The organism is Candidatus Halobonum tyrrellensis G22 (assembly GCF_000495475.1).
GTDB lineage: Archaea > Halobacteriota > Halobacteria > Halobacteriales > Haloferacaceae > Halobonum > Halobonum tyrrellense.
The window spans coordinates 1-16,856 of record NZ_ASGZ01000001.1 but is presented as its reverse complement, the minus strand read 5'-3'; the positions used below and the strand labels follow the sequence as shown (position 1 = coordinate 16,856).

Below are 16,856 nucleotides of genomic sequence, written 5' to 3'. Positions count from 1 at the left end.
GGGATGGGTTTTTGCCGCCCGACGCGAACCGCGGCGTATGTTCCCGCCGCTCGCGTACCTCGACTGGATCAAGGGCCGCCCGGCGGAGGCCGACCACGACCTCGGGTCGAGCGACCTCCGCACCGCGCTCCCGGGCGACGCCGTCGACCCCGTCCCCGACCGCCTCGCGGGGCTCTCCGGGCCGACGGGCGACGCCACGCTCGAAGCGGCGGTCGCCGACGAGTACGGCGTCGACCCCGCGTCGGTGCTGCTCACGGCGGGGGCGACGCACGCCAACTTCGTCGCGGCCGCGACGGCGCACGCGCTCGCCGTCGAACGGGCCGACGAGACGGCGGACGGGTCGACGCCCCGCGCGCTGGTGGAGAAGGCGGGGTACGAACCGCTGGTCGAGACGCCCCGCGCGCTCGGCACACGCGTCGAGCGGTTCCGCCGGCCCGGCCCGGAGGCGGCGCTCGACCCCGACCGCGCGGCGAGCGCGCTCGACACCGCCGGCGACGTCCCCCTCTCGCATCTCACCGTCACCAACCGCCACAACCCGACGGGCTACCTCGCGGACCGCGAGGACCTCGCGGAGATGGCCGAGGTGGCGCGCGACCGGGGCGGCTACCTGCTGGTCGACGAGGTGTACGCGCCGTACACCGCCGACGCACGCGGCGAGCGGGCGTTCGGCGGGCCGACCGCCGCGGGTCTCCCGGCCACCGTGGTCACGGGGTCGCTCACCAAGTTCCACGGCCTGGGCGAACTCCGGGTGGGCTGGGTCGTCGGTCCCGAGCGGTTCGTCGACCGGGCGGGCGACGTGGTCGACCACGTCCCCGGACCCGGCCGGCCGAGCGTCGCGCTCGCCCGGCGGTTCTTCGAACACCGGGACGCGCTCGTCGCGGACGCCCGCGAGCACTGCGCGGCCAACCACGACCTGCTCGCGGCGTTCGTCGCCGACCGCTCGGACCTGTCGGGGGTGGTCGCCGACGGCTCGCCGTTCGCCTACGTCGAACACGACCGGGCGGACGGCGACGCCGTCAGCGAGGCGGCGTGGGAGGCGGGCGTGCTCGTGGTGCCCGGCCGGTTCTTCGGCGCCGTCGACGGCGTCCGCGTCTCGCTCGGGCGCGAACCCGGCGAGTCGGAGGCGGCGCTCGCGGCGTTCGGGCGCGTCCTCGACGACCTCTGAGGGGATCCGAACGCGGGCCGCGGACCGACGGCCCGGTTCGCCCGCTCACTCGAGCGCCGCGGCGAGTTTCTCGACCGGGTGGGCGGGTTCGTCCGCGCCCTCGCGGTCCTCCAGTTGGCCGCGACAGGAGGCGCCGGGCGCGACCACCTCCTCGCCGTCGCTGTCGTCCACCTGGTCGTAGAGGATGGACGCGACCGCCTTGCTCATCGAGTAGTGCTCCGCCTCGTAGCCGAAACTGCCCGCCATCCCACAGCAGGTGGAGTCGAGCGGGTCGACCGCGTAGCCCGCCCGCCTGAGCACGCCGACCGCGTGGTGGTCCTTCTTGGTCGCCTTCTGGTGACAGTGGCCGTGGTAGGTGAGCGAGCCGAGCGCCCCCCGCCCCTCGTCGCTGGGCGTGCCCGACCCCGGCGCGGCGAACTCGACGCGGTCGTCCAGCCGGAACGTGTCGACGTACTCCAACACGCCGTAGCTGTTGTCCGCGACCGCTCGCGCCGCCTCGTCGTCGTGGAAGTCGAGTAAGTCCGACTGGAGCATCACCGCCTCGCTCGGTTCGACGACGACCACGTCCCGGCCCGCCTCGACACGCGGCGCGAGGTCATCGACCGCCGCGCGGGTACGCTCGCGCGCGGTGTCGAGAAAGCCCATCGAGTGGGCCGACCGGCCGGTGTCGCCCACGTCGGCGAGTTCGACCCGCACGCCCGCGGCTTCGAGCACCCGGATCGCGGCCCTCCCGGCGTCGGGGTGGTTGTGGTTGGTGTACGTGTCGGCGACGAGCACCGCGACCCGTTCGGCCTCCGACTCGGGGAGGGTGTCGTGGCCGGCGTACCAGTCGCGGAGCGTCGTGCGGTGGAACGTCGGGAGGTCGCGCTCGCGGGCGATACCCAGCAGTTTCTCGGCGGCGACGCCCGCGCCGGGGAGCTTCGTCGCCCAGTTCGACACCGGCGCGAGCGCGCTCGCCAGCCCGTTGACGCCGTCGATGTTGGCGAACAGCGTGTCTCGGAGACTGGCACCCTCGCGTTCGTGGCGCTCGTGGACCACCTCGGCTTTCAGCTTCGCCATGTCGACGCCGCTGGGGCAGTCCTTCTTACAGCCCTTACAGCCCACACACATGTCCATCACCTCGTCGGTGAACTCCTCGGAGAAGGGGTCCTCCGGGAGGTTCCCGGACATCGCGCCCCGGAGCATGTTCGCGCGCCCGCGCGTCGACTGTATCTCCTCGTCGACGGCGCGGAACGTCGGGCACATCACGCCGCCCGTCGTCGACTGCTCGCCGCGGCAGCCGCCACAGCCGTGACAGAGTTCGGCCATCCCCTGGAAGCCGTTCTCGTTGCGCCACGCCAGTTCGGGGTCGAACCCGGCGTCGAACGCGTACTCGGGGTCGAACCGGAGGTGTTCGGTCAGGTGGTGGTCGCCGCAGACGTTGCCCGGGTTGAGCAGCCAGTCGGGGTCGAACGCGGTCTTCAACTCGCGGAACGTCCCCCACAGCTCCGAGCCGTACAGCTTCCGGTTCCACTGGGTGCGCGCGCGGCCGTCGCCGTGTTCGCCCGAGACGCTCCCGCCGTACTTCACGACGAGGTCGGTCGCCCCCTCCGCGATGGCCTCCATCTGCTCGATACCCTCCAGACGCTTCATGTTCACCAGCGGGCGGACGTGGAGCACGCCCGGCCCGGCGTGCGCGTAGAAGGAGGCGAACGTGCCCACCTCCTCCAACAGTTCCTGGAAGTCGGCGACGTACTCCGCGAGGTGTTCGGGCGGGACCGCACAGTCCTCGATGAACGAGGCGTGCTTGGCGTCGGAGGTCCGGCTGAGCAGGATGGGGAGGCCGGCCTTCCGCATCTTCCAGAACAGGTCGCGGCGCGCCGCGTCGTGGGCTTCGAGCGCCGCGCTCGCGCGAACGGGCGCGCCCGCCTCCACGCGGCCGTCGGTGGGGTCGGCGGCGGTGTCGGTCCCCGGCCGCCGGTCGGCGAGCAGGTCCGCCACCCGCTCGCGCCCCTCGTCGTCGGAGTCGGCGTAGAACTCGACCAGCAGCACGGAGTCGGTGCCGTCGGGCAGGAGGTCGACCACCTCGCCGAACTCGGCGGTGTCGCGCGCCAAATCGAGGAGCACGTCGTCCATCACCTCGACCGCCGCGGGGTCGTGTTCGAGGATCGCCTCCACGTCCGCGAGCGCGTCGGTCAGCGAGGGGTACGTCAGCAGGCCGACCGCCTTCGTCTCGGGGACGGGTTCGAGCGCGAGTTCCGCCTCGGTGACGACCGCGAGCGTCCCCTCGCTACCGGCGAGCAGGCGCGCGAGGTTGACGACGCCCGCCTCGCCGCGGTCGCCGCGCGCTTCCCGGACCAACACGTCGAGGTTGTACCCCGAGACGTTCCGCTTCATCGGCGGGTACGTCTCCAACACCTCGTCGCTCTCCTCGTCGAGTATCCGCGCGACTTCGGCGTAGATGCGCTCCCTGACGCTCCCGTCGGGGTCGCCCTCCCGCCGGAGCGTCTCCACCTCGACGTCGCCGAACGTCTCGACGCTGCCGTCCGCGAGCACCACCTCGCACGACTCGACGTACGCGTCGGTCTTGCCGTACACCAGCGAGTGGGAGCCGGTGGAGTTGTTGCCGATGGCGCCGCCGACCGCCGACTTGTCGCGCCACGCGGGGTCGGGTGCGAACTTCAGCCCGTGGGGGGCGAGTTGCTCGTTCACGTCCGCGAGCAGACAGCCCGCCTGCGTGCGCACCCGCCGGGCGTCGGGGTCGACGTCGAGCACGCTCGACATGTGCCGCGTGAAGTCGAGCACGACCGCCTCGTTGACCGACTGGCCCGCGAGCGACGTGCCGCCGCCGCGCGGGAGCACCGGCATCCCCCGCTCGGCGCAGTAGGACACCACGGCGGCCACGTCGTCGGTCGACTCGGGGAGGACGACGCCGATGGGCGTCGCCTCGTAGGCGGAGGCGTCGGTGGCGTACAACTGCCGCGAGTACGTGTCGAACCGCACGTCGCCCGCGACACGCGCCTCGAGGTCGGCGACGAGACCGGGACGGGCCACCTCGTCGGAGGTGAAGTCGTAGTCCGCGTCGGCGAGGTCCGGGTCGCCGTCGGGCGTCGGGACGTCGGAACTCATCGCTTCCACGTCCACGTGGGAGGTGGATAAACACACGGTCGCCGGCGGTCCGGGCCGGAGCACGACCGCGGTCCGCCGGCCCGCCCGGTCGGCCCTTCGCCTCGACCCGCGGCGTTCGGATCCGCCCGCTCCGGCCGGATCGACCCGGACCCGCGGCGAGCGCCGCGGTGGACGGTTTTAAGACCCGGCCCGCCGTTCGCGGCTGTATGAACACGGACACTGACGGCTCGCCACAGGAGATCACCTCCCTCGTGGGCCGCGAAGTGTACTCGAACAACGGCGTCTTCGTCGGCGAGGTGGAGGACGTTCGGCTCGACCTCGACGCCGAGACGGTCACGGGGCTGGCGCTGTCGGAACTGAACGACGAACTGTTCGCCGGGCGCGTCTCCAGGGGGCAGGGCGTCATGCTGCCGTACCGTTGGGTTCGCGCGGTCGGCGACGTGATCCTGATCAACGACGTGATCGAACGGCTGAAGGACGACGACCCCGACTCGGACCGCGAAGAGGCGGTCGCCTGAGGCGGGCTCGCGTCCGCCGGTCGCCGAGCGTCGCGTCGCCCCCCGTAGCGGGACCCGTCGCGACCCGCTCCACTCCGACGCTCCCCGATTCGCTCCGATGGTCCCGACGGGCGGTCGACCGACCGCCGACGAGGGGGCGCCCGCGACCGATTTCCCGACCGCGGCGACCCGGCTTCCGTCCCCCGTCTCCGATCCCGGGTCAGCCGGTCACGACCCGTTCGACGACTCGCCGCTCTCGACGCCCATCGCGTCGAACAGTTTCCGCCTGACGGCCTCCTCCGAGAGCGCGAGCAGCGTGTCGCGGTTGGACTCGCTGGTCTCGATCCCCGTAAACAGCCCCAGCGGGATCTCGGCGTTCCCCTGGGTGGCGTGGCCGGCGGCCTCGCCGATGTCGGAGAAGGCGTCCTGGAGGACGTTCCCGATGTTGATCCGGATGTCCTTCGAACGCGCCGAGAGGTAGATGTTGTCGTCGGCGATGCCGAACACCGCCGACGTGGTGATCCCCTCCAAGTTGAGAAGCTGTTGGGCCGCCTGCGCGAGCGCCTCCCGGTCGCGGACGAACCCCGCGTTCGAGATGAGGTGGCTCCCCTGCACCTCGCGGCTCTGGATCGCCTCGGCGAGCACGTCGAGCGTCTCGGGGCTCATGCTCGGCGACTCCACCTCCTCTAAGGTGTCGTGGTTGGCGAACGGGTGGAGGTACGCCGCCGCGGTCAGGTCGGCGGGCGTGGTCTCGCGCTTGAAGTCGACCGTCTCCGCGCGGATGCCGTACAGCAGCGCAGTCGCCACCGTCTCGCTCGGCGAGAGGTCGAACTCCTGGATGTACTTCGTCAGGATGGTCGACGTCGCGGAGACGTTCGTGCGGATGTCGGTGAACTCCGCCTCGAACCCGTCGTCGGACTCCGCGTGGTCGATGTAGATGTCGACGTCGACGCCGACGTCGGTGTCGCCCGCCTCCGAGTAGTCGACGAGCGCGACCGCGCCGTAGTCCGACAGCGGCCGCGCGTCCGTCCGGGCGTGGAGGTCGATACCGAGCGTGTTGACGAACGCGCGGTTCTCCTGGTGGCCGATGTCGCCGTCGTAGAGGATGTCCGCTTCGAGGTCGAACCCCGCGGCGATGGCGCCGAGCGCCACCGCGGCGGCGATGGAGTCCGGGTCGGGGTTGTCGTGTGCGAGGATCGCCAGCCGGCCCTCGGTCCGGTCGAGGATGTCGGCGAGCTGACGCGCCTTGTACTCCAACTCGCCGGATTCGAGCGAGCGGAGCGCCGAGTCGGCGATCACCGTCGAGGGGTTGATCACCACGTCCGCGCCGAGTTCGACCAGTTCGTCCTCGCTGACGGGGTCGGAGGCGCGGACGACCACGTACTGGTCCGCGTCGTGGTCGCGGATGGCGCGGACCGCCTCCTTGTTGGCGTCGACGTCCGACGAGAGGATCAGGATCACGTCGCGTTCGGCGACGGCGTCCGCGACGCCCGCCTCCGCGATGTCTTGGGCCTGCGCGTTGAGGTCCTGGTCGCGGAGCGCCTCGACGCGCGTCTCGTCTTTGTCGAGGATGAGGACGTCCTTCCCCTCCTCGGTGAGCTCGTCCGCCACCGCGTGCCCGACGCTACCGCAGCCGAGGATGGCGTACGTCGACATCGAGGAGATGGTGGCCGCAGTACTCATTGCGTCCGGCTCGGGGGGGACGATACTTAAGCGGTGATGTTCGCCCACCGTCCGCGTCGCCGGGAAACGGAAGGCCTTTCAAGCGCTCCTCGCAACGTGAACCTGCCGAGGGCCGGTAGCTCAGTTAGGGAGAGCGACGGACTCTTAATCCGTCGGTCGGGGGTTCAACTCCCTCCCGGCCCGCTTCTGTGAGGCAGACCGAACGACGAGCGGAGCGAGTCGTTCCTGCCGAACGAACGGTATGTGGAGGGAGTTGAAGCAGGGAGTGGAGCGAGCGTCGGCGAGCGAAACGACCGTGGTTCGCCCTCCCTCCCGGCCCGTACTTCTCCGCGGCGCACCGACGGCGAGCGGAGCGAGCCGTGCGCACTGAACCACCCCGATCCGAGCGGGGTCAGTCGTCCGCCACGGCCAACTCCGCCTCGCCCGTGTCGACGTCCTCGTAGAGGAGCGTGTTCTCGACGAGCGCCTCGATCGCCCGACGGAGGCGTTCGGAGAGCGCCTGGTGGGACACGCCGACCGCCTCGGAGAGTTCCTGCAGCGTGACCTGTCTCGGCACTTCGAAGTAGCCGCGACGAGTCGCGTCGACGATCGAGTCGCGTTGCTCGCTCGTCAGCCCGTACCGACTCGCGGAACTCCGGTCCACCTCCCGGATCGAGTGGACGTCGAAGTCGACGCCGTGTGAATCGCAGAACTCGCTCGTCTTGGAGAACTCCTCCCGGGCCGGGTAGAGGACGTGGAACTTCCACCGACCGTTCTCGCCGATCGCGTCGAGGACCGTGGCTCGCGAGTTCGTGATCATCTGGAGGACGAGTTGGATGTTGTCGCTCCACGTCATCTCGTAGAGCGCCTCGCCGTCCTGTTCGTTGAGCAACGCCGCGTCCCGAACGGTCGGGTCGGCTTCGAGCGTCGCCTCCAACTCCTCCGCGGGCACGTGTTGCGCCCACAGGAGCGGCATCACGGCGTCCTCGCCGCTCGCCACGAACTTGTCGACTCTGAACGACAGGTCCGGGTGGGCGGCGAACGTCTCGGCGAGCGCGAACTGCTCGGCCGGAACGGACCCGTTTACGAGCGTCGCCATGTGCGTGTGAGAGATGTGAGGCGAGATGAAGTTTTCTTTCGCCCGAACAGATAGTTTGCAGACAGCATCCTACTCGTAAGGAAATGTCACCCCGGTCGACGCGGCCCGGTTCTCACCGCCCCGGCTGGTCGCGAGACCCGATCGGTCACGGCGGTCGGACCGTCGCTACTCCCCGTCGGCGCTCGCTGGCTCCCTGTCGGCGCTCGCTGGCTCCCTGTCGGCGCTCGCTGGCTCCCTGTCGGCGCTCGCTGGCTCCCTGTCGGCGCTCGCTGGCTCCCTGTCGGCGCTCGCCATCGGGGCCGCGCTCACGTCGCGCACCTCACAGAGGAGCGTGTTCTCGACGAGTGCCTCGCTCGCCCGACGGAGGCGTTCGGAGAGCGCCTGGTGGGAGACGCCGGTCTCGACGGACAGTTCCTGGAGCGTCGTCTCGCCGGGGACCGAGAAGTAGCCGCGGCGCGCCGCCGCGACGAGCGACTCGCGCTGCTTGCTCGTCAGCCCGTACCGGCCCGCCGACCGCCGGTCGACGTCCCGAATCGACCGGACGTCGACGTCGAGTCCGTGGGCGTCACAGAACGCGTCGGTCTCGGCGAACGCCGCCCGCCCGGGGTACATGAGGCGGAACCGCCACCGCCCGTCCGCGCCCACCGCGTCGAGGACGGTGGCCTCGGCGTTGGTTATCATCCGGAGGACCAGTCGGACGTCGTCGACCCACCCTATCTCGCAGAGCGACTCCCCGTGGTGTTCGGCGAGGAGTTCGGCCTCGGCCACCGTCGGGTCCGCCTCGAACGCGTCCGCCACCCGGTCGGGGGGAACGTTCCGCGTCCAGAGTAACGGCATCACTGTCCGCTCGCCGTTCGCGACCAACTTCTCGGCTCGGACCGACAAGTCGGGGTGAGCGGCGAACGTCTTCGCGAGCGCGAACTGCTCGGCCGGCACGGCGGTGTTCACGAGTGTCACCATACCCGAGGAGGCCGACGGAACGCGATATGAGTGTTCCCATCAGGGTGTCTATATAACTCGGGGATCGTACCGACGGCGCGCCGCTGGCTCCGAGAGCCACCGTCGAGTCGGCCGAGTTTCCGCTCGACGAGCGCGTCGACTGCCCGGCACGTCGAGGCGGTGGCGAGCGTCCGGAGCGCACAGTACCTGCGGGCGAGGAGAGCCGCGACCGATGAACTGCCCCGAAGACCGCCCTCGGGAGTCCGAGACTGGATCGAGCAGCGGTGGAGCGTCGCGGCGTCCCTGAGGACGGCACGACAGACCGCACGACTCAACCCGACGGCCTACACGCCACCACGTCGCCTCACTACGCCGCGGTGACGCGTCGGAGTGGTTCGACTCCCTTCCAGTTAGCTGTTCGCCCCCGTTCCGCCGGTCGGGAAGCGCCCGGGCCCCGGCGACCGCACTTTTCCGTCCGGAGGGCCAACGTCCGCTCGGATGGTCGACGACAGCCCCCACTCGCCCGGCGACGACGAGCGGTCGGACGACGACGCCGCGCTCGCCGGTGCCGACGCGAGCGCGGATACGAACGCGAACGCGACCGAGGACGCGGAGTTCGACGAACTGCTCGCCGACCTCCGGACGGTCCTGGAGGAGCTCTCGGCGGAGGTGGACGTCGACCGCGAGGACGTCGACGCCACCGACGGCGTCGTCGAGGTGGTCACGATGGTGGTGGGCGTGCCCAGCCGCGCCGACCTCTCGGTGCTGTTGGGCGCCGCCGCGGACCTCACCCGCCGGGTCGACGAACGCGTCGACGACCCAGACCCGCCGCTGTCGGGGCTGGTGACGTCGCTGACCGTCGTGCTGGTCGGCGTCCTCCGGGAACTCCGGGCGGCGCTCGACGAGGAGTCGACGGCCGACAGCGAGCACGTCCGCCGGCTCACGGCGCTGGCGGACGGTCTCGAAGCCCGGGTCGGCGGCGCGGACCTGCCGTCGCCGACCGACGCGCTCGACGACCTGCGCGACGCCCTCTCGGGGTCGGACGCCCCCGAGGAGTTCGTGCGCGGCGACGACGTGACCCACATCGAAGTCGAGGACTCCAACTGACGCCGGCGAGCGGCGGACGACTGCGGAACCGGGCGGGCGGCCGCTTGCCGGGGCACGTGGACGAGGACGGCGATGCCGACGGGTTCGAGCGCCCGCAACACCATCGTGAGGTGGGCGAACCGGGTGAACTGGGCCGCGAGCGCGGGTATCGGGGGTGCGTCGAAGTGGACCGAGACATACTGAGCCACGGCGTTCTCGGCGGGGTATCTCACGCCGGACGACGACCCCGCCGACGCGCCGTCTGAGGCGGTCGCCGCACGGGACGCGGGCGGCGCGTCCGAGTAGGCCGGTCCGCTACTCCGCGCCGAACCGACTCCGCTCGACTAACAGCAGTGCGTCGATGACCCCCTCCAGGAGGGCGCTCACGTCGTCGGCGCGGTCGGGACCGCCGAAACACGACTGGTCGGTGCTGAACCCGACCCAGCCGTCGCGGACGCCCCACTCCAGACCGTCGCCGGGGGAGGGGAGCCGCCACTCGCTCGCGTCGCCGTCGAGGCGGGTGGTCGTGAACCCGCGGAAGAAGGTGCTCACCAGTTCGGCGCCCGCGCCGTCGTCGTCGTCGACTATGTCTTCGAGCGGCGTCCCGGTCGCGCCGGGCGCGCGGGGCGGTCCGCAGACGACGACCGGCCGGTCCCGGTAGCGCTCCTCGATGACGACCTCCTCCGCGAGCACGTGCGCGGGACGGCGTGACTCCATCGTCGGGTCGTTCGCGCCGGCGGAATAAGGGTATTGCTCTCGGCTCCCGTCGGTCCCGTCACTCCTCGCCGCGGCCGTAGCCGGTCGAGACGTCGTACCGGACGGGGAGTTCGTCGCAGTCGAGCACGTCCGCGATCTGTTCGGCGGTGAGGCTCCCCTCCTCACGCGCGCGCCTGACGAGCCGCTCGACGCGGCCGCTCGCGGGCTGGCGACGGTTCTCGCCGCGCATGAAACAGTAGTACTCCGCGGCCACGTCGATCGCACCCGAGCGGGTGTTCTCCCCCGTCGCGTCTTCGAGCGCCTCGAAGAGGGTCTCGCGCCGGTCGGTCATCCGGATGGTGGTCGACTCGCCCATGCCCCACACGTAGCGCCTCGAACGCCTAATAGGCTCAGTAGACTGAAACTGTCGTTTCACCGACCGCCCGCCACGGTCGGGCTCAGTAGACGCTCACCGAGGCGCTCGCGACGACGACTTCGACGAGCGCGCCCGTTCCGTCGTTCTCGTCGGTACCCTCCCTACCGGTGTCGGCGGTCCCGTCCGTCCCGTCGCTCTCCTCGCTTCCCTCGCCCGCGTCGTAGTCGTACGTCTCCGCGAGTTCCGCCTCGACTGCGGCGACGCGGTCGTCGTCGTCGACCACCCGCGCGGTGCCCAACAGCGTCGCGTTCCAGCGGACGGCCCCGTCGGGGTCCGCCCGCTCGACGGAGACGGCGACCCGCGGGTTCGACCGGAGGTTCCGCAGTTTCTGCCCGCCGGTGAACAGCCACAGCGACCCCTCGCCGTAGACGTACCAGACGGGGGCGACGTGCGGGCGGTCGTCGACGGCGGTGGCGAGGTGTGCCGACAGCGGCGCGCCGGCGATGCGCGCCTCGACGGCGTCGGGGACGGTCATGCGGAGCGGGAGGCGCCGGTCGGGGAAAACTCGCTCGCTCGGGTCGGCGACGCTCCTCGGCGTCCTCCGCCACTACCACGGCACGGACGCTCCGCGAGTGGTGCCGCGACCGTCGACCGGGCCGCGGAGGTGACTCACGGCACGACGCGCTCGCCCGCCTCGTCGACCGGGGTCTTCACCACCAACACCGGCCGGTCGGCCAGTCGGACGACCCGCTCGGTGACGCTGCCGAGGAGTGCGCGGTAGGCGTCCGGACGGCGCTTGCTCCCCGCGACCATCAGGTCGACCCCGAGTTCGTCCGCGACGTCGACGACGGTTTGGTGGGGGACGCCGCGGACCAGGTGAGTCTCGACCGTCAGCCCCGCGTCGAGACACCGCCGCTCGACGTCCGCGAGCGCCCGCTCGCCGTGTTCCCGCAGTCCGTACTCCGGTCCCTCGTGGCCGTCGACGTACTCGTCGCCGCTGTACGCCGAGTAGGCGTCCTCGTCGACGACGAACAGCGCGTGCAGCGTCGCGTCCCGTTCGGCCGCTAGGTCGACGGCGTGTTCGACGGCGCGGGCGGACGCGACACCGCCGTTCGTCGCGATCAGGATGTCGTTGTACACGTCTCGACTATCGGCGGGCGTGACGAAGAAGCCGGAGACCGATTCCCACCGCGGGGGAACGCGGCCGGCCCGGCGTCGACGGTACGGTAACAGCGACGGTACGGTCCGGCGACGGTACGGTCCGGCGACGGTACGGTCCGGCGACGGTACGGTCCGGCGACGGCGGCGTCGCACTCGACCCCTGGTAACGACGCTTATCCCCCGACGGCGCGTACCCGCGTCGTGATTCGAACCCGAACGCTCCTCGCCGGTGGGACGCTCGCGCTCGCCGGCGCGTCCGTCTACCGCACCTACCGGGACCGAACGACCGAGCGGGTTCCGTACGACGTGCTCGACCGGTTCGGGCCGGTCGAACTCCGCGCGTACCCCCCGAGCGTGTTGGTCGAGACGACCGCCGCCTCCGACGGCGAGGCGTTCCGCCGGCTGTTCGGCTACCTCTCCGGCGAGAACCGCGACGCCGAGCGTGTCGGGACGACCGCCCCAGCGGCGTCCGACGGGACGGAGATACCGATGACGGCCCCCGTCGAGACCGGAGCCGCCGACCCCGACGGGGACGACCGCGGGGCCGGCGCGTCGGTGCCGATGACCGCTCCCGTCGAGACGGGGGCGGCCGACCCCGACGGGACCGACTCGGGCGTCCGGATGGCGTTCTACCTCCCGGTCGAGTACGACGTTCACACCGCGCCGCGGCCGACCGACCCCGCGGTCGAACTCGTCGCGGTGCCGGCGCGGACGCTCGCCGCGCTCCGGTTCTCGTGGTGGCCGACCGACCGGCGGGTCCGTCGGTACCGGCGGCGGCTGCTCGCGACGCTCCGCGAGGCGGGTGTCGAGACGACCGGCGACCCGTTCACCCTGGGCTACGAGGGACCCGGGACGCTGCCGTTCCTCCGGCGGAACGAGGTGGTCGTCGCGGTCCGCACGCCCGAGTGAGCGGTCGCCCGTCGGCGCCCGGGTGACCCGGCCGGCTCACTCCTCGCGGCTCTCGGGGTCGTCGGAGCTCCCGGGTTCGGAGTCCGCGTGCTCCCCGTCGTGAGCCGCCCCGTCCGTCCGCTCCGGCGACCCCACCGCCCGGCCGCCGCGACTGAGACCGGTCTCCATCAGCCGCCTCGTGATGAGCACCAGCCCGTTGCTGAACCCCCGGCCGAACACCGCGCGCTCGGTCGAACTCTCGGGGTCGAACGAGCTGACGAGGATGGTCGACCCGTCGACGAGGAGCAGCCGTCCGACGGAGACGCCCTCCTCGGCCGCCCCCTCGACGCCGCGGAGCCACTCCAGTTCCGAGACGAACACCTCCGCGTCGGGGGCGGCCGCCTCGACGCGTTCGCGGATCCCCTCGTCGAGCGCGCCGACGACGACGCTGACGCCGCGCTCGTTCGCGTCCGCGAGCGCGCCGAGCAGTTCGTCGGTGAGCACCGACTCGGTGCCGACGACGAGGACCACCTCGCGTTCGGCCTCCTCGGTGATCTGTCTTGTCCGGCTGGCGATGCCGTCGCGGCTCAACAGCGACCACACCTCGTGGGTCTCGCCCGTCTCGGGCGCGCCCGTGTCGTGGAGCCGTCTGAGCGCGGTTTCGAGCGGGTCGAGCCGCGCGTCGTACCACCGGCGGAGCGTCTCCACCGCCTCCCCGACCGGAACCGAGCGGAACCGCTGTGGCTTGGCGTGTTGGACCTCGACCAGCCCCCGCGACTCAAGGACCCGCATCGCGTCGTACACCCGCGTCCGGGGGACGTCCGACTCGTCGCTCACCTGCTTGGCCGTCGCGTCCGCCACCCCGACGAGCGTGACCAGACACCGGGCCTCGTACTCCTTGAGCCCCAACTGCTGGAGCAACTCTAACGCCTCGTCGTGTCTGGTGTCGGGTGACATCGTGGTCTCGGTCCGCGGGTCTTCACCTCGATAGTCGCGTCAGAGATGGATATAACCCCAGTCTCGGACGACGATTTGTACTCTTTCGAGTGAAACGGCTCTCGGGGGTGGCCGCCCGACTCCGCGCCGATCCGGCGACTCCGTCCGGGGTGTGACTCGATTAATCACAAAAATTACATACCCGTGCGGTCCCCACCGGACTCCGTACAACGGCGTGACGACCTGATGTCGGTGCGTGTGCGTGTCGATGTTCCGCCTGTCTGGTCGGTGAGGCGCTGGTCGAGACTCAATCATGACTAGAAACCGACGAGAAGAGGCGATAGACCAGTTGAAGGAGTTCGGGCTGAGCACGTACGCCGCGCGGACGTTCGTCGCGCTGGTCGAACTCGGCTCGGGAACGGCCGAGGAGGTGAGCGAAGTCGCGGCGGTCCCGCGGACGCGGGTGTACGACGCGGCCGACGAACTCCGGGAGAAGGGGCTCGTCACCGTCGGGGACGCCACCCCGAAGCGGTTCCGTCCCGTCTCGGTGGCGGTGGCGGGCCGGACGCTCGAACGGGAGTTCCTCGCCCGGGTCGACGACCTCTCGGACGTGCTCGCGCCGATAGAGGCGTCCGACCGGGGCGGCCGGGACGGCTCCGTCGAGACGGTCGTCGGGAGCGACACCATCACCGGCGAACTCCGCTCGATGATCGCCGAGGCCGAGCGGGAGATACTGTACGCGACCGGCGAGATCGACCCCACGGAGGCCGAACTGACGGAACTCCGTGCCGCGGCCGACCGCGGCGTCCGGGTCGTCCTCGTCGGGACGTCGGCGGCGGACGCCGCGGCGGCGGTTCCCGACGCCGTGGTGGTCGACTCCCCGTCCGTCTGGGAGGAGGTACGGCTGGGCCGACTGGTGATAGTCGACGGCGAGGAGGGGCTGGTGAGCGCGCCGTCGCTCGACGTCGAGGTGACCTACCTCACCGCGCTCAGCGACGGCCACCCCTCGATGGAGACCGAACACGCCGTCCGGGGGAGCGGGGAGACGAGCGGCCTGCTCCGCGTCGTGACGGCGCTCGTGGCCGTCCCCCCCGCGGCCGTCGACGACTCCTGACGGTCAGTCGTCGAACGCCTCGGCGAGGAACCGGAGGAGCGACTCCGCGCGGTCGTCGGGTCGGTAGCGGACGGCGTGGGTCGCGGCGTCGTACTCGACGAGGCCGGCCTCGTCGAGTCGCGGGAGGTGGTTGTGATGGAGGGCGGTCCGGAGTTCCCGTTCGTCAGCGGGGTCGGCGTTCGCGGGCGAGAGCGTCTCGACGAGCGTCTCCAGGCTGGACTCGGCGGGTCGCTCGGCGAGGTGGCGAACGACCGTTCGGCGGCGTCGGTCGGCGAGCAGCGCTACCAGTGCGTCCGTCGTCGGTGCGGAGCGGGAATGTGACATGGATACGACTGCCGGTCCGTCCTCCGTTCGGTCCCCCGGCCGGTGTCGACCCATTCGGCCGACGGTGTATAGACGTGGAGATTCACTCGGATCGTCACAAACCCGGCCGACTACCGGCTACAGCCGCTCGGCGACCGTCTCGGCCCCGGCGGCGACGTCGACGTCCGCGCCGCGGTCGCGGAGCGCGGTCCCCAGCGCGCTCACCAGCAGCGAGACGTTCGCCGGCCGCGCGGAGTGGCCCATACAGCCGACCCGGAGTATCTCGCCTGCGAGGTCCCCCAGCCCCGAGGCTATCTCCAGGTCGTAGCCGTCGAGCAGGTCGTCGATGACCGCGGCGTCGTCGACGCCGTCGGGGACGCTGACCGCGTTGAGGCTGGGCAGCCAGTACTCGTCGTCGGGTTCGAGTCCGACTCCCATCGCCTCGACGCCCGCCTTGAGCGCGCCCGCCGTCTCGCGGTGCCGCTCCCACCGCCGTTCGATCCCCTCCTCGGCGACCAGCCGGAGCGCCTCTCGGAGCGCGTACACGTTCGTGACCGGCGCGGTGTGGTGGTACGCGCGCTCGTCCCCCCAGTACCCCTCCAGCAGCGAGAGGTCGAGGTACCACGACCGCGGCGGCGCCTCCCGCGAGAGCACCTTCTCCATCGCGTCGTCCGACAGCGTGAGCGGCGACGCGCCCGGCGGACACGAGAGGCACTTCTGGGGACCCGCGTACGCCACGTCGATATCCCACTCGTCGACCCGTAGTTCGACGCCGCCGAGCGAGGTGACGCAGTCCGCTATCACGACCGCGTCGTGGTCGTGTGCGATCCCCGTCAGTTCGGGCACGTCGGGCTGGCGGACGCCCGTGGAGGTTTCGGCGTGGACGAACCCGAACACGTCGGGCTGGTACTCGTCGAACGCGTCGGCCACGTCGGCGGGGTTGAGCGGCTCGCCCCACGGCGCGTCCACCTCGACCACCTCGCCGCCCGCGCGGCGGGCCATCTCGGCCATCCGGCCGCCGAAGTAGCCGTTCGTCGGGACGAGCATCGTCTCGCCGGGTTCGACCACGTTGCCGATGGCCGCCTCCATCGACGCGCTCCCCGTCCCGGAGACGGGGATGGTCCACTCGTTGTCCGTCCGGAACGCGTACCGGAGGAGCTCCTGCGTCTCGTCCATGATCTCGACGAACGCGGGGTCGAGGTGGCCGACGAGCGGCGTCGCCATCGCGCGGAGGACGCGCGGGTGGACGTCGCTCGGGCCGGGACCCATCAGCGTGCGGTCGGGCGGCGCGAGTTCCGGGACTTCGGGGCGGTCCATGTCGGCTCACTCAGCCGGCGGGGCAAATGCGGTTCGGTATCGGCCGACCGACCCGGTTCGGGCGGTCGGGAGCCGAGAGTCAGTTCTCGCTCGGCGGCGCCGACGAGGACGACTGCGGCCACTCCCGCATCAGGAGGAAGGTGACCCCGAGCACGACGGTTCCCACCAGCAGGACGATGGCGAGCCAGAAACCGGTAGAGACGAAGAGTTCGCTCAGCCCCATCTGCGCCGGTACGGTCGGGGCCGTGAGCGACCAGATACTACCCATCTGTGTGCTCTCGCGAGTGGGAGACTGATAAGTGTACCGTAGCTGACCGGGGTAATCGACGGCCTGAAGGGGCGACACGCGGGGTCGTCTCGGGGGGTGCGAGCACACCCGCGCGTCCGTCGCGCATCGGGAACCGATATACGCGCCCCGCGAGTAGCGGTCGGACGTGACCGAGACACCCGAAACGCCGCCCGCCGACGCGGGGTGGTTCGCGGGGCTGGCCCGCGGCGACGCCGGCGCC

17 protein-coding genes and 1 tRNA gene are annotated in these 16,856 nt (G+C 71.3%); 6 read left to right on the top strand and 12 right to left on the bottom strand.

Features of this window, described 5'->3' with window-relative positions; genetic code table 11:
* Positions 1 to 37 precede the first annotated feature (37 nt).
* Positions 38 to 1,165, top strand: a complete 1,128-nt coding sequence (locus K933_RS00090) for a pyridoxal phosphate-dependent aminotransferase (protein ID WP_023392617.1) — start codon at positions 38 to 40, stop codon at positions 1,163 to 1,165.
* A gap of 45 nt (positions 1,166 to 1,210) precedes the next feature.
* Here K933_RS00090 and K933_RS00085 read toward each other — a convergent pair whose 3' ends face one another.
* Positions 1,211 to 4,273, bottom strand: a complete 3,063-nt coding sequence (locus K933_RS00085) for an FAD-linked oxidase C-terminal domain-containing protein (RefSeq protein ID WP_049947396.1) — start codon at positions 4,271 to 4,273, stop codon at positions 1,211 to 1,213.
* Between the two features lie 206 nt (positions 4,274 to 4,479).
* Here K933_RS00085 and K933_RS00080 point away from each other — a divergent pair, with 206 nt between their 5' ends.
* Positions 4,480 to 4,791: a PRC-barrel domain-containing protein gene (locus tag K933_RS00080; RefSeq protein WP_023392615.1), complete on the top strand. Its 312-nt coding sequence runs from the start codon at positions 4,480 to 4,482 to the stop codon at positions 4,789 to 4,791.
* Positions 4,792 to 4,998: 207 nt separating this feature from the next.
* Here K933_RS00080 and K933_RS00075 read toward each other — a convergent pair whose 3' ends face one another.
* A complete protein-coding gene (locus tag K933_RS00075) occupies positions 4,999 to 6,453 on the bottom strand; it encodes a DHH family phosphoesterase (RefSeq protein ID WP_023392614.1) in 1,455 nt (484 codons plus the stop codon).
* Positions 6,454 to 6,562: 109 nt separating this feature from the next.
* On the opposite strand from K933_RS00075, the gene K933_RS00070 reads away from it, so the two are divergent.
* A tRNA-Lys gene (locus K933_RS00070) sits at positions 6,563 to 6,636 on the top strand.
* 208 nt (positions 6,637 to 6,844) lie between these two features.
* On the opposite strand, the gene K933_RS00065 is transcribed toward K933_RS00070, so the two are convergent.
* Positions 6,845 to 7,531 (bottom strand): helix-turn-helix domain-containing protein, encoded by a 687-nt coding sequence (locus K933_RS00065; RefSeq protein ID WP_023392613.1) that lies wholly within the window; start codon positions 7,529 to 7,531, stop codon positions 6,845 to 6,847.
* Positions 7,532 to 7,696: 165 nt separating this feature from the next.
* Positions 7,697 to 8,491, bottom strand: coding sequence for a helix-turn-helix domain-containing protein (locus tag K933_RS00060; protein ID WP_023392612.1), 795 nt, complete (start codon positions 8,489 to 8,491; stop codon positions 7,697 to 7,699).
* Between the two features lie 477 nt (positions 8,492 to 8,968).
* On the opposite strand from K933_RS00060, the gene K933_RS00055 reads away from it, so the two are divergent.
* On the top strand, positions 8,969 to 9,577 hold the full coding sequence (locus K933_RS00055) for a hypothetical protein (protein WP_023392611.1): 609 nt from the start codon (positions 8,969 to 8,971) through the stop codon (positions 9,575 to 9,577).
* A gap of 294 nt (positions 9,578 to 9,871) precedes the next feature.
* On the opposite strand, the gene K933_RS00050 is transcribed toward K933_RS00055, so the two are convergent.
* From K933_RS00050 to K933_RS00035, 4 genes are all read right to left on the bottom strand, one after another.
* Positions 9,872 to 10,273, bottom strand: a complete 402-nt coding sequence (locus K933_RS00050; RefSeq protein ID WP_023392610.1) for a hypothetical protein — start codon at positions 10,271 to 10,273, stop codon at positions 9,872 to 9,874.
* Positions 10,274 to 10,331: 58 nt separating this feature from the next.
* On the bottom strand, positions 10,332 to 10,628 hold the full coding sequence (locus tag K933_RS00045; protein WP_023392609.1) for a hypothetical protein: 297 nt from the start codon (positions 10,626 to 10,628) through the stop codon (positions 10,332 to 10,334).
* A gap of 82 nt (positions 10,629 to 10,710) precedes the next feature.
* Positions 10,711 to 11,163 (bottom strand): pyridoxamine 5'-phosphate oxidase family protein, encoded by a 453-nt coding sequence (locus K933_RS00040; RefSeq protein WP_023392608.1) that lies wholly within the window; start codon positions 11,161 to 11,163, stop codon positions 10,711 to 10,713.
* Positions 11,164 to 11,297: 134 nt separating this feature from the next.
* Positions 11,298 to 11,768 (bottom strand): universal stress protein, encoded by a 471-nt coding sequence (locus tag K933_RS00035; protein ID WP_023392607.1) that lies wholly within the window; start codon positions 11,766 to 11,768, stop codon positions 11,298 to 11,300.
* Between the two features lie 222 nt (positions 11,769 to 11,990).
* Between K933_RS00035 and K933_RS00030 the strand changes: the two genes are divergently transcribed.
* Complete coding sequence (locus tag K933_RS00030; RefSeq protein WP_023392606.1) at positions 11,991 to 12,698, top strand: SOUL family heme-binding protein; 708 nt, start codon at positions 11,991 to 11,993, stop codon at positions 12,696 to 12,698.
* 36 nt (positions 12,699 to 12,734) lie between these two features.
* Here K933_RS00030 and K933_RS00025 read toward each other — a convergent pair whose 3' ends face one another.
* Positions 12,735 to 13,634: a TrmB family transcriptional regulator gene (locus K933_RS00025; RefSeq protein ID WP_023392605.1), complete on the bottom strand. Its 900-nt coding sequence runs from the start codon at positions 13,632 to 13,634 to the stop codon at positions 12,735 to 12,737.
* Between the two features lie 292 nt (positions 13,635 to 13,926).
* Between K933_RS00025 and K933_RS00020 the strand changes: the two genes are divergently transcribed.
* Positions 13,927 to 14,727 (top strand): TrmB family transcriptional regulator, encoded by an 801-nt coding sequence (locus K933_RS00020; RefSeq protein ID WP_080509142.1) that lies wholly within the window; start codon positions 13,927 to 13,929, stop codon positions 14,725 to 14,727.
* A 3-nt stretch (positions 14,728 to 14,730) separates the two neighbouring features.
* Here K933_RS00020 and K933_RS00015 read toward each other — a convergent pair whose 3' ends face one another.
* The 3 genes from K933_RS00015 to K933_RS00005 all read right to left on the bottom strand — a co-directional run bounded on the left by K933_RS00015 (position 14,731) and on the right by K933_RS00005 (position 16,615).
* Positions 14,731 to 15,051: a DUF7344 domain-containing protein gene (locus K933_RS00015; RefSeq protein WP_023392603.1), complete on the bottom strand. Its 321-nt coding sequence runs from the start codon at positions 15,049 to 15,051 to the stop codon at positions 14,731 to 14,733.
* A 117-nt stretch (positions 15,052 to 15,168) separates the two neighbouring features.
* Positions 15,169 to 16,347: a pyridoxal-phosphate-dependent aminotransferase family protein gene (locus tag K933_RS00010; protein WP_023392602.1), complete on the bottom strand. Its 1,179-nt coding sequence runs from the start codon at positions 16,345 to 16,347 to the stop codon at positions 15,169 to 15,171.
* Between the two features lie 79 nt (positions 16,348 to 16,426).
* Entirely contained in the window at positions 16,427 to 16,615 is a 189-nt protein-coding gene (locus tag K933_RS00005) for a hypothetical protein (RefSeq protein ID WP_049947395.1), read from the bottom strand.
* Between the last annotated feature and the right edge of the window lie 241 nt (positions 16,616 to 16,856).

Coding starts and splice junctions, on each gene's coding strand:
- K933_RS00090 (WP_023392617.1), top strand. CDS start 38: ATGTTCCCGCCGCTCGCGTACCTCGACTGGATCAAGGGCCGCCCGGCG.
- K933_RS00085 (WP_049947396.1), bottom strand. CDS start 4,273: ATGAGTTCCGACGTCCCGACGCCCGACGGCGACCCGGACCTCGCCGAC.
- K933_RS00080 (WP_023392615.1), top strand. CDS start 4,480: ATGAACACGGACACTGACGGCTCGCCACAGGAGATCACCTCCCTCGTG.
- K933_RS00075 (WP_023392614.1), bottom strand. CDS start 6,453: ATGAGTACTGCGGCCACCATCTCCTCGATGTCGACGTACGCCATCCTC.
- K933_RS00065 (WP_023392613.1), bottom strand. CDS start 7,531: ATGGCGACGCTCGTAAACGGGTCCGTTCCGGCCGAGCAGTTCGCGCTC.
- K933_RS00060 (WP_023392612.1), bottom strand. CDS start 8,491: ATGGTGACACTCGTGAACACCGCCGTGCCGGCCGAGCAGTTCGCGCTC.
- K933_RS00055 (WP_023392611.1), top strand. CDS start 8,969: ATGGTCGACGACAGCCCCCACTCGCCCGGCGACGACGAGCGGTCGGAC.
- K933_RS00050 (WP_023392610.1), bottom strand. CDS start 10,273: ATGGAGTCACGCCGTCCCGCGCACGTGCTCGCGGAGGAGGTCGTCATC.
- K933_RS00045 (WP_023392609.1), bottom strand. CDS start 10,628: ATGGGCGAGTCGACCACCATCCGGATGACCGACCGGCGCGAGACCCTC.
- K933_RS00040 (WP_023392608.1), bottom strand. CDS start 11,163: ATGACCGTCCCCGACGCCGTCGAGGCGCGCATCGCCGGCGCGCCGCTG.
- K933_RS00025 (WP_023392605.1), bottom strand. CDS start 13,634: ATGTCACCCGACACCAGACACGACGAGGCGTTAGAGTTGCTCCAGCAG.
- K933_RS00020 (WP_080509142.1), top strand. CDS start 13,927: ATGACTAGAAACCGACGAGAAGAGGCGATAGACCAGTTGAAGGAGTTC.
- K933_RS00015 (WP_023392603.1), bottom strand. CDS start 15,051: ATGTCACATTCCCGCTCCGCACCGACGACGGACGCACTGGTAGCGCTG.
- K933_RS00010 (WP_023392602.1), bottom strand. CDS start 16,347: ATGGACCGCCCCGAAGTCCCGGAACTCGCGCCGCCCGACCGCACGCTG.
- K933_RS00005 (WP_049947395.1), bottom strand. CDS start 16,615: ATGGGTAGTATCTGGTCGCTCACGGCCCCGACCGTACCGGCGCAGATG.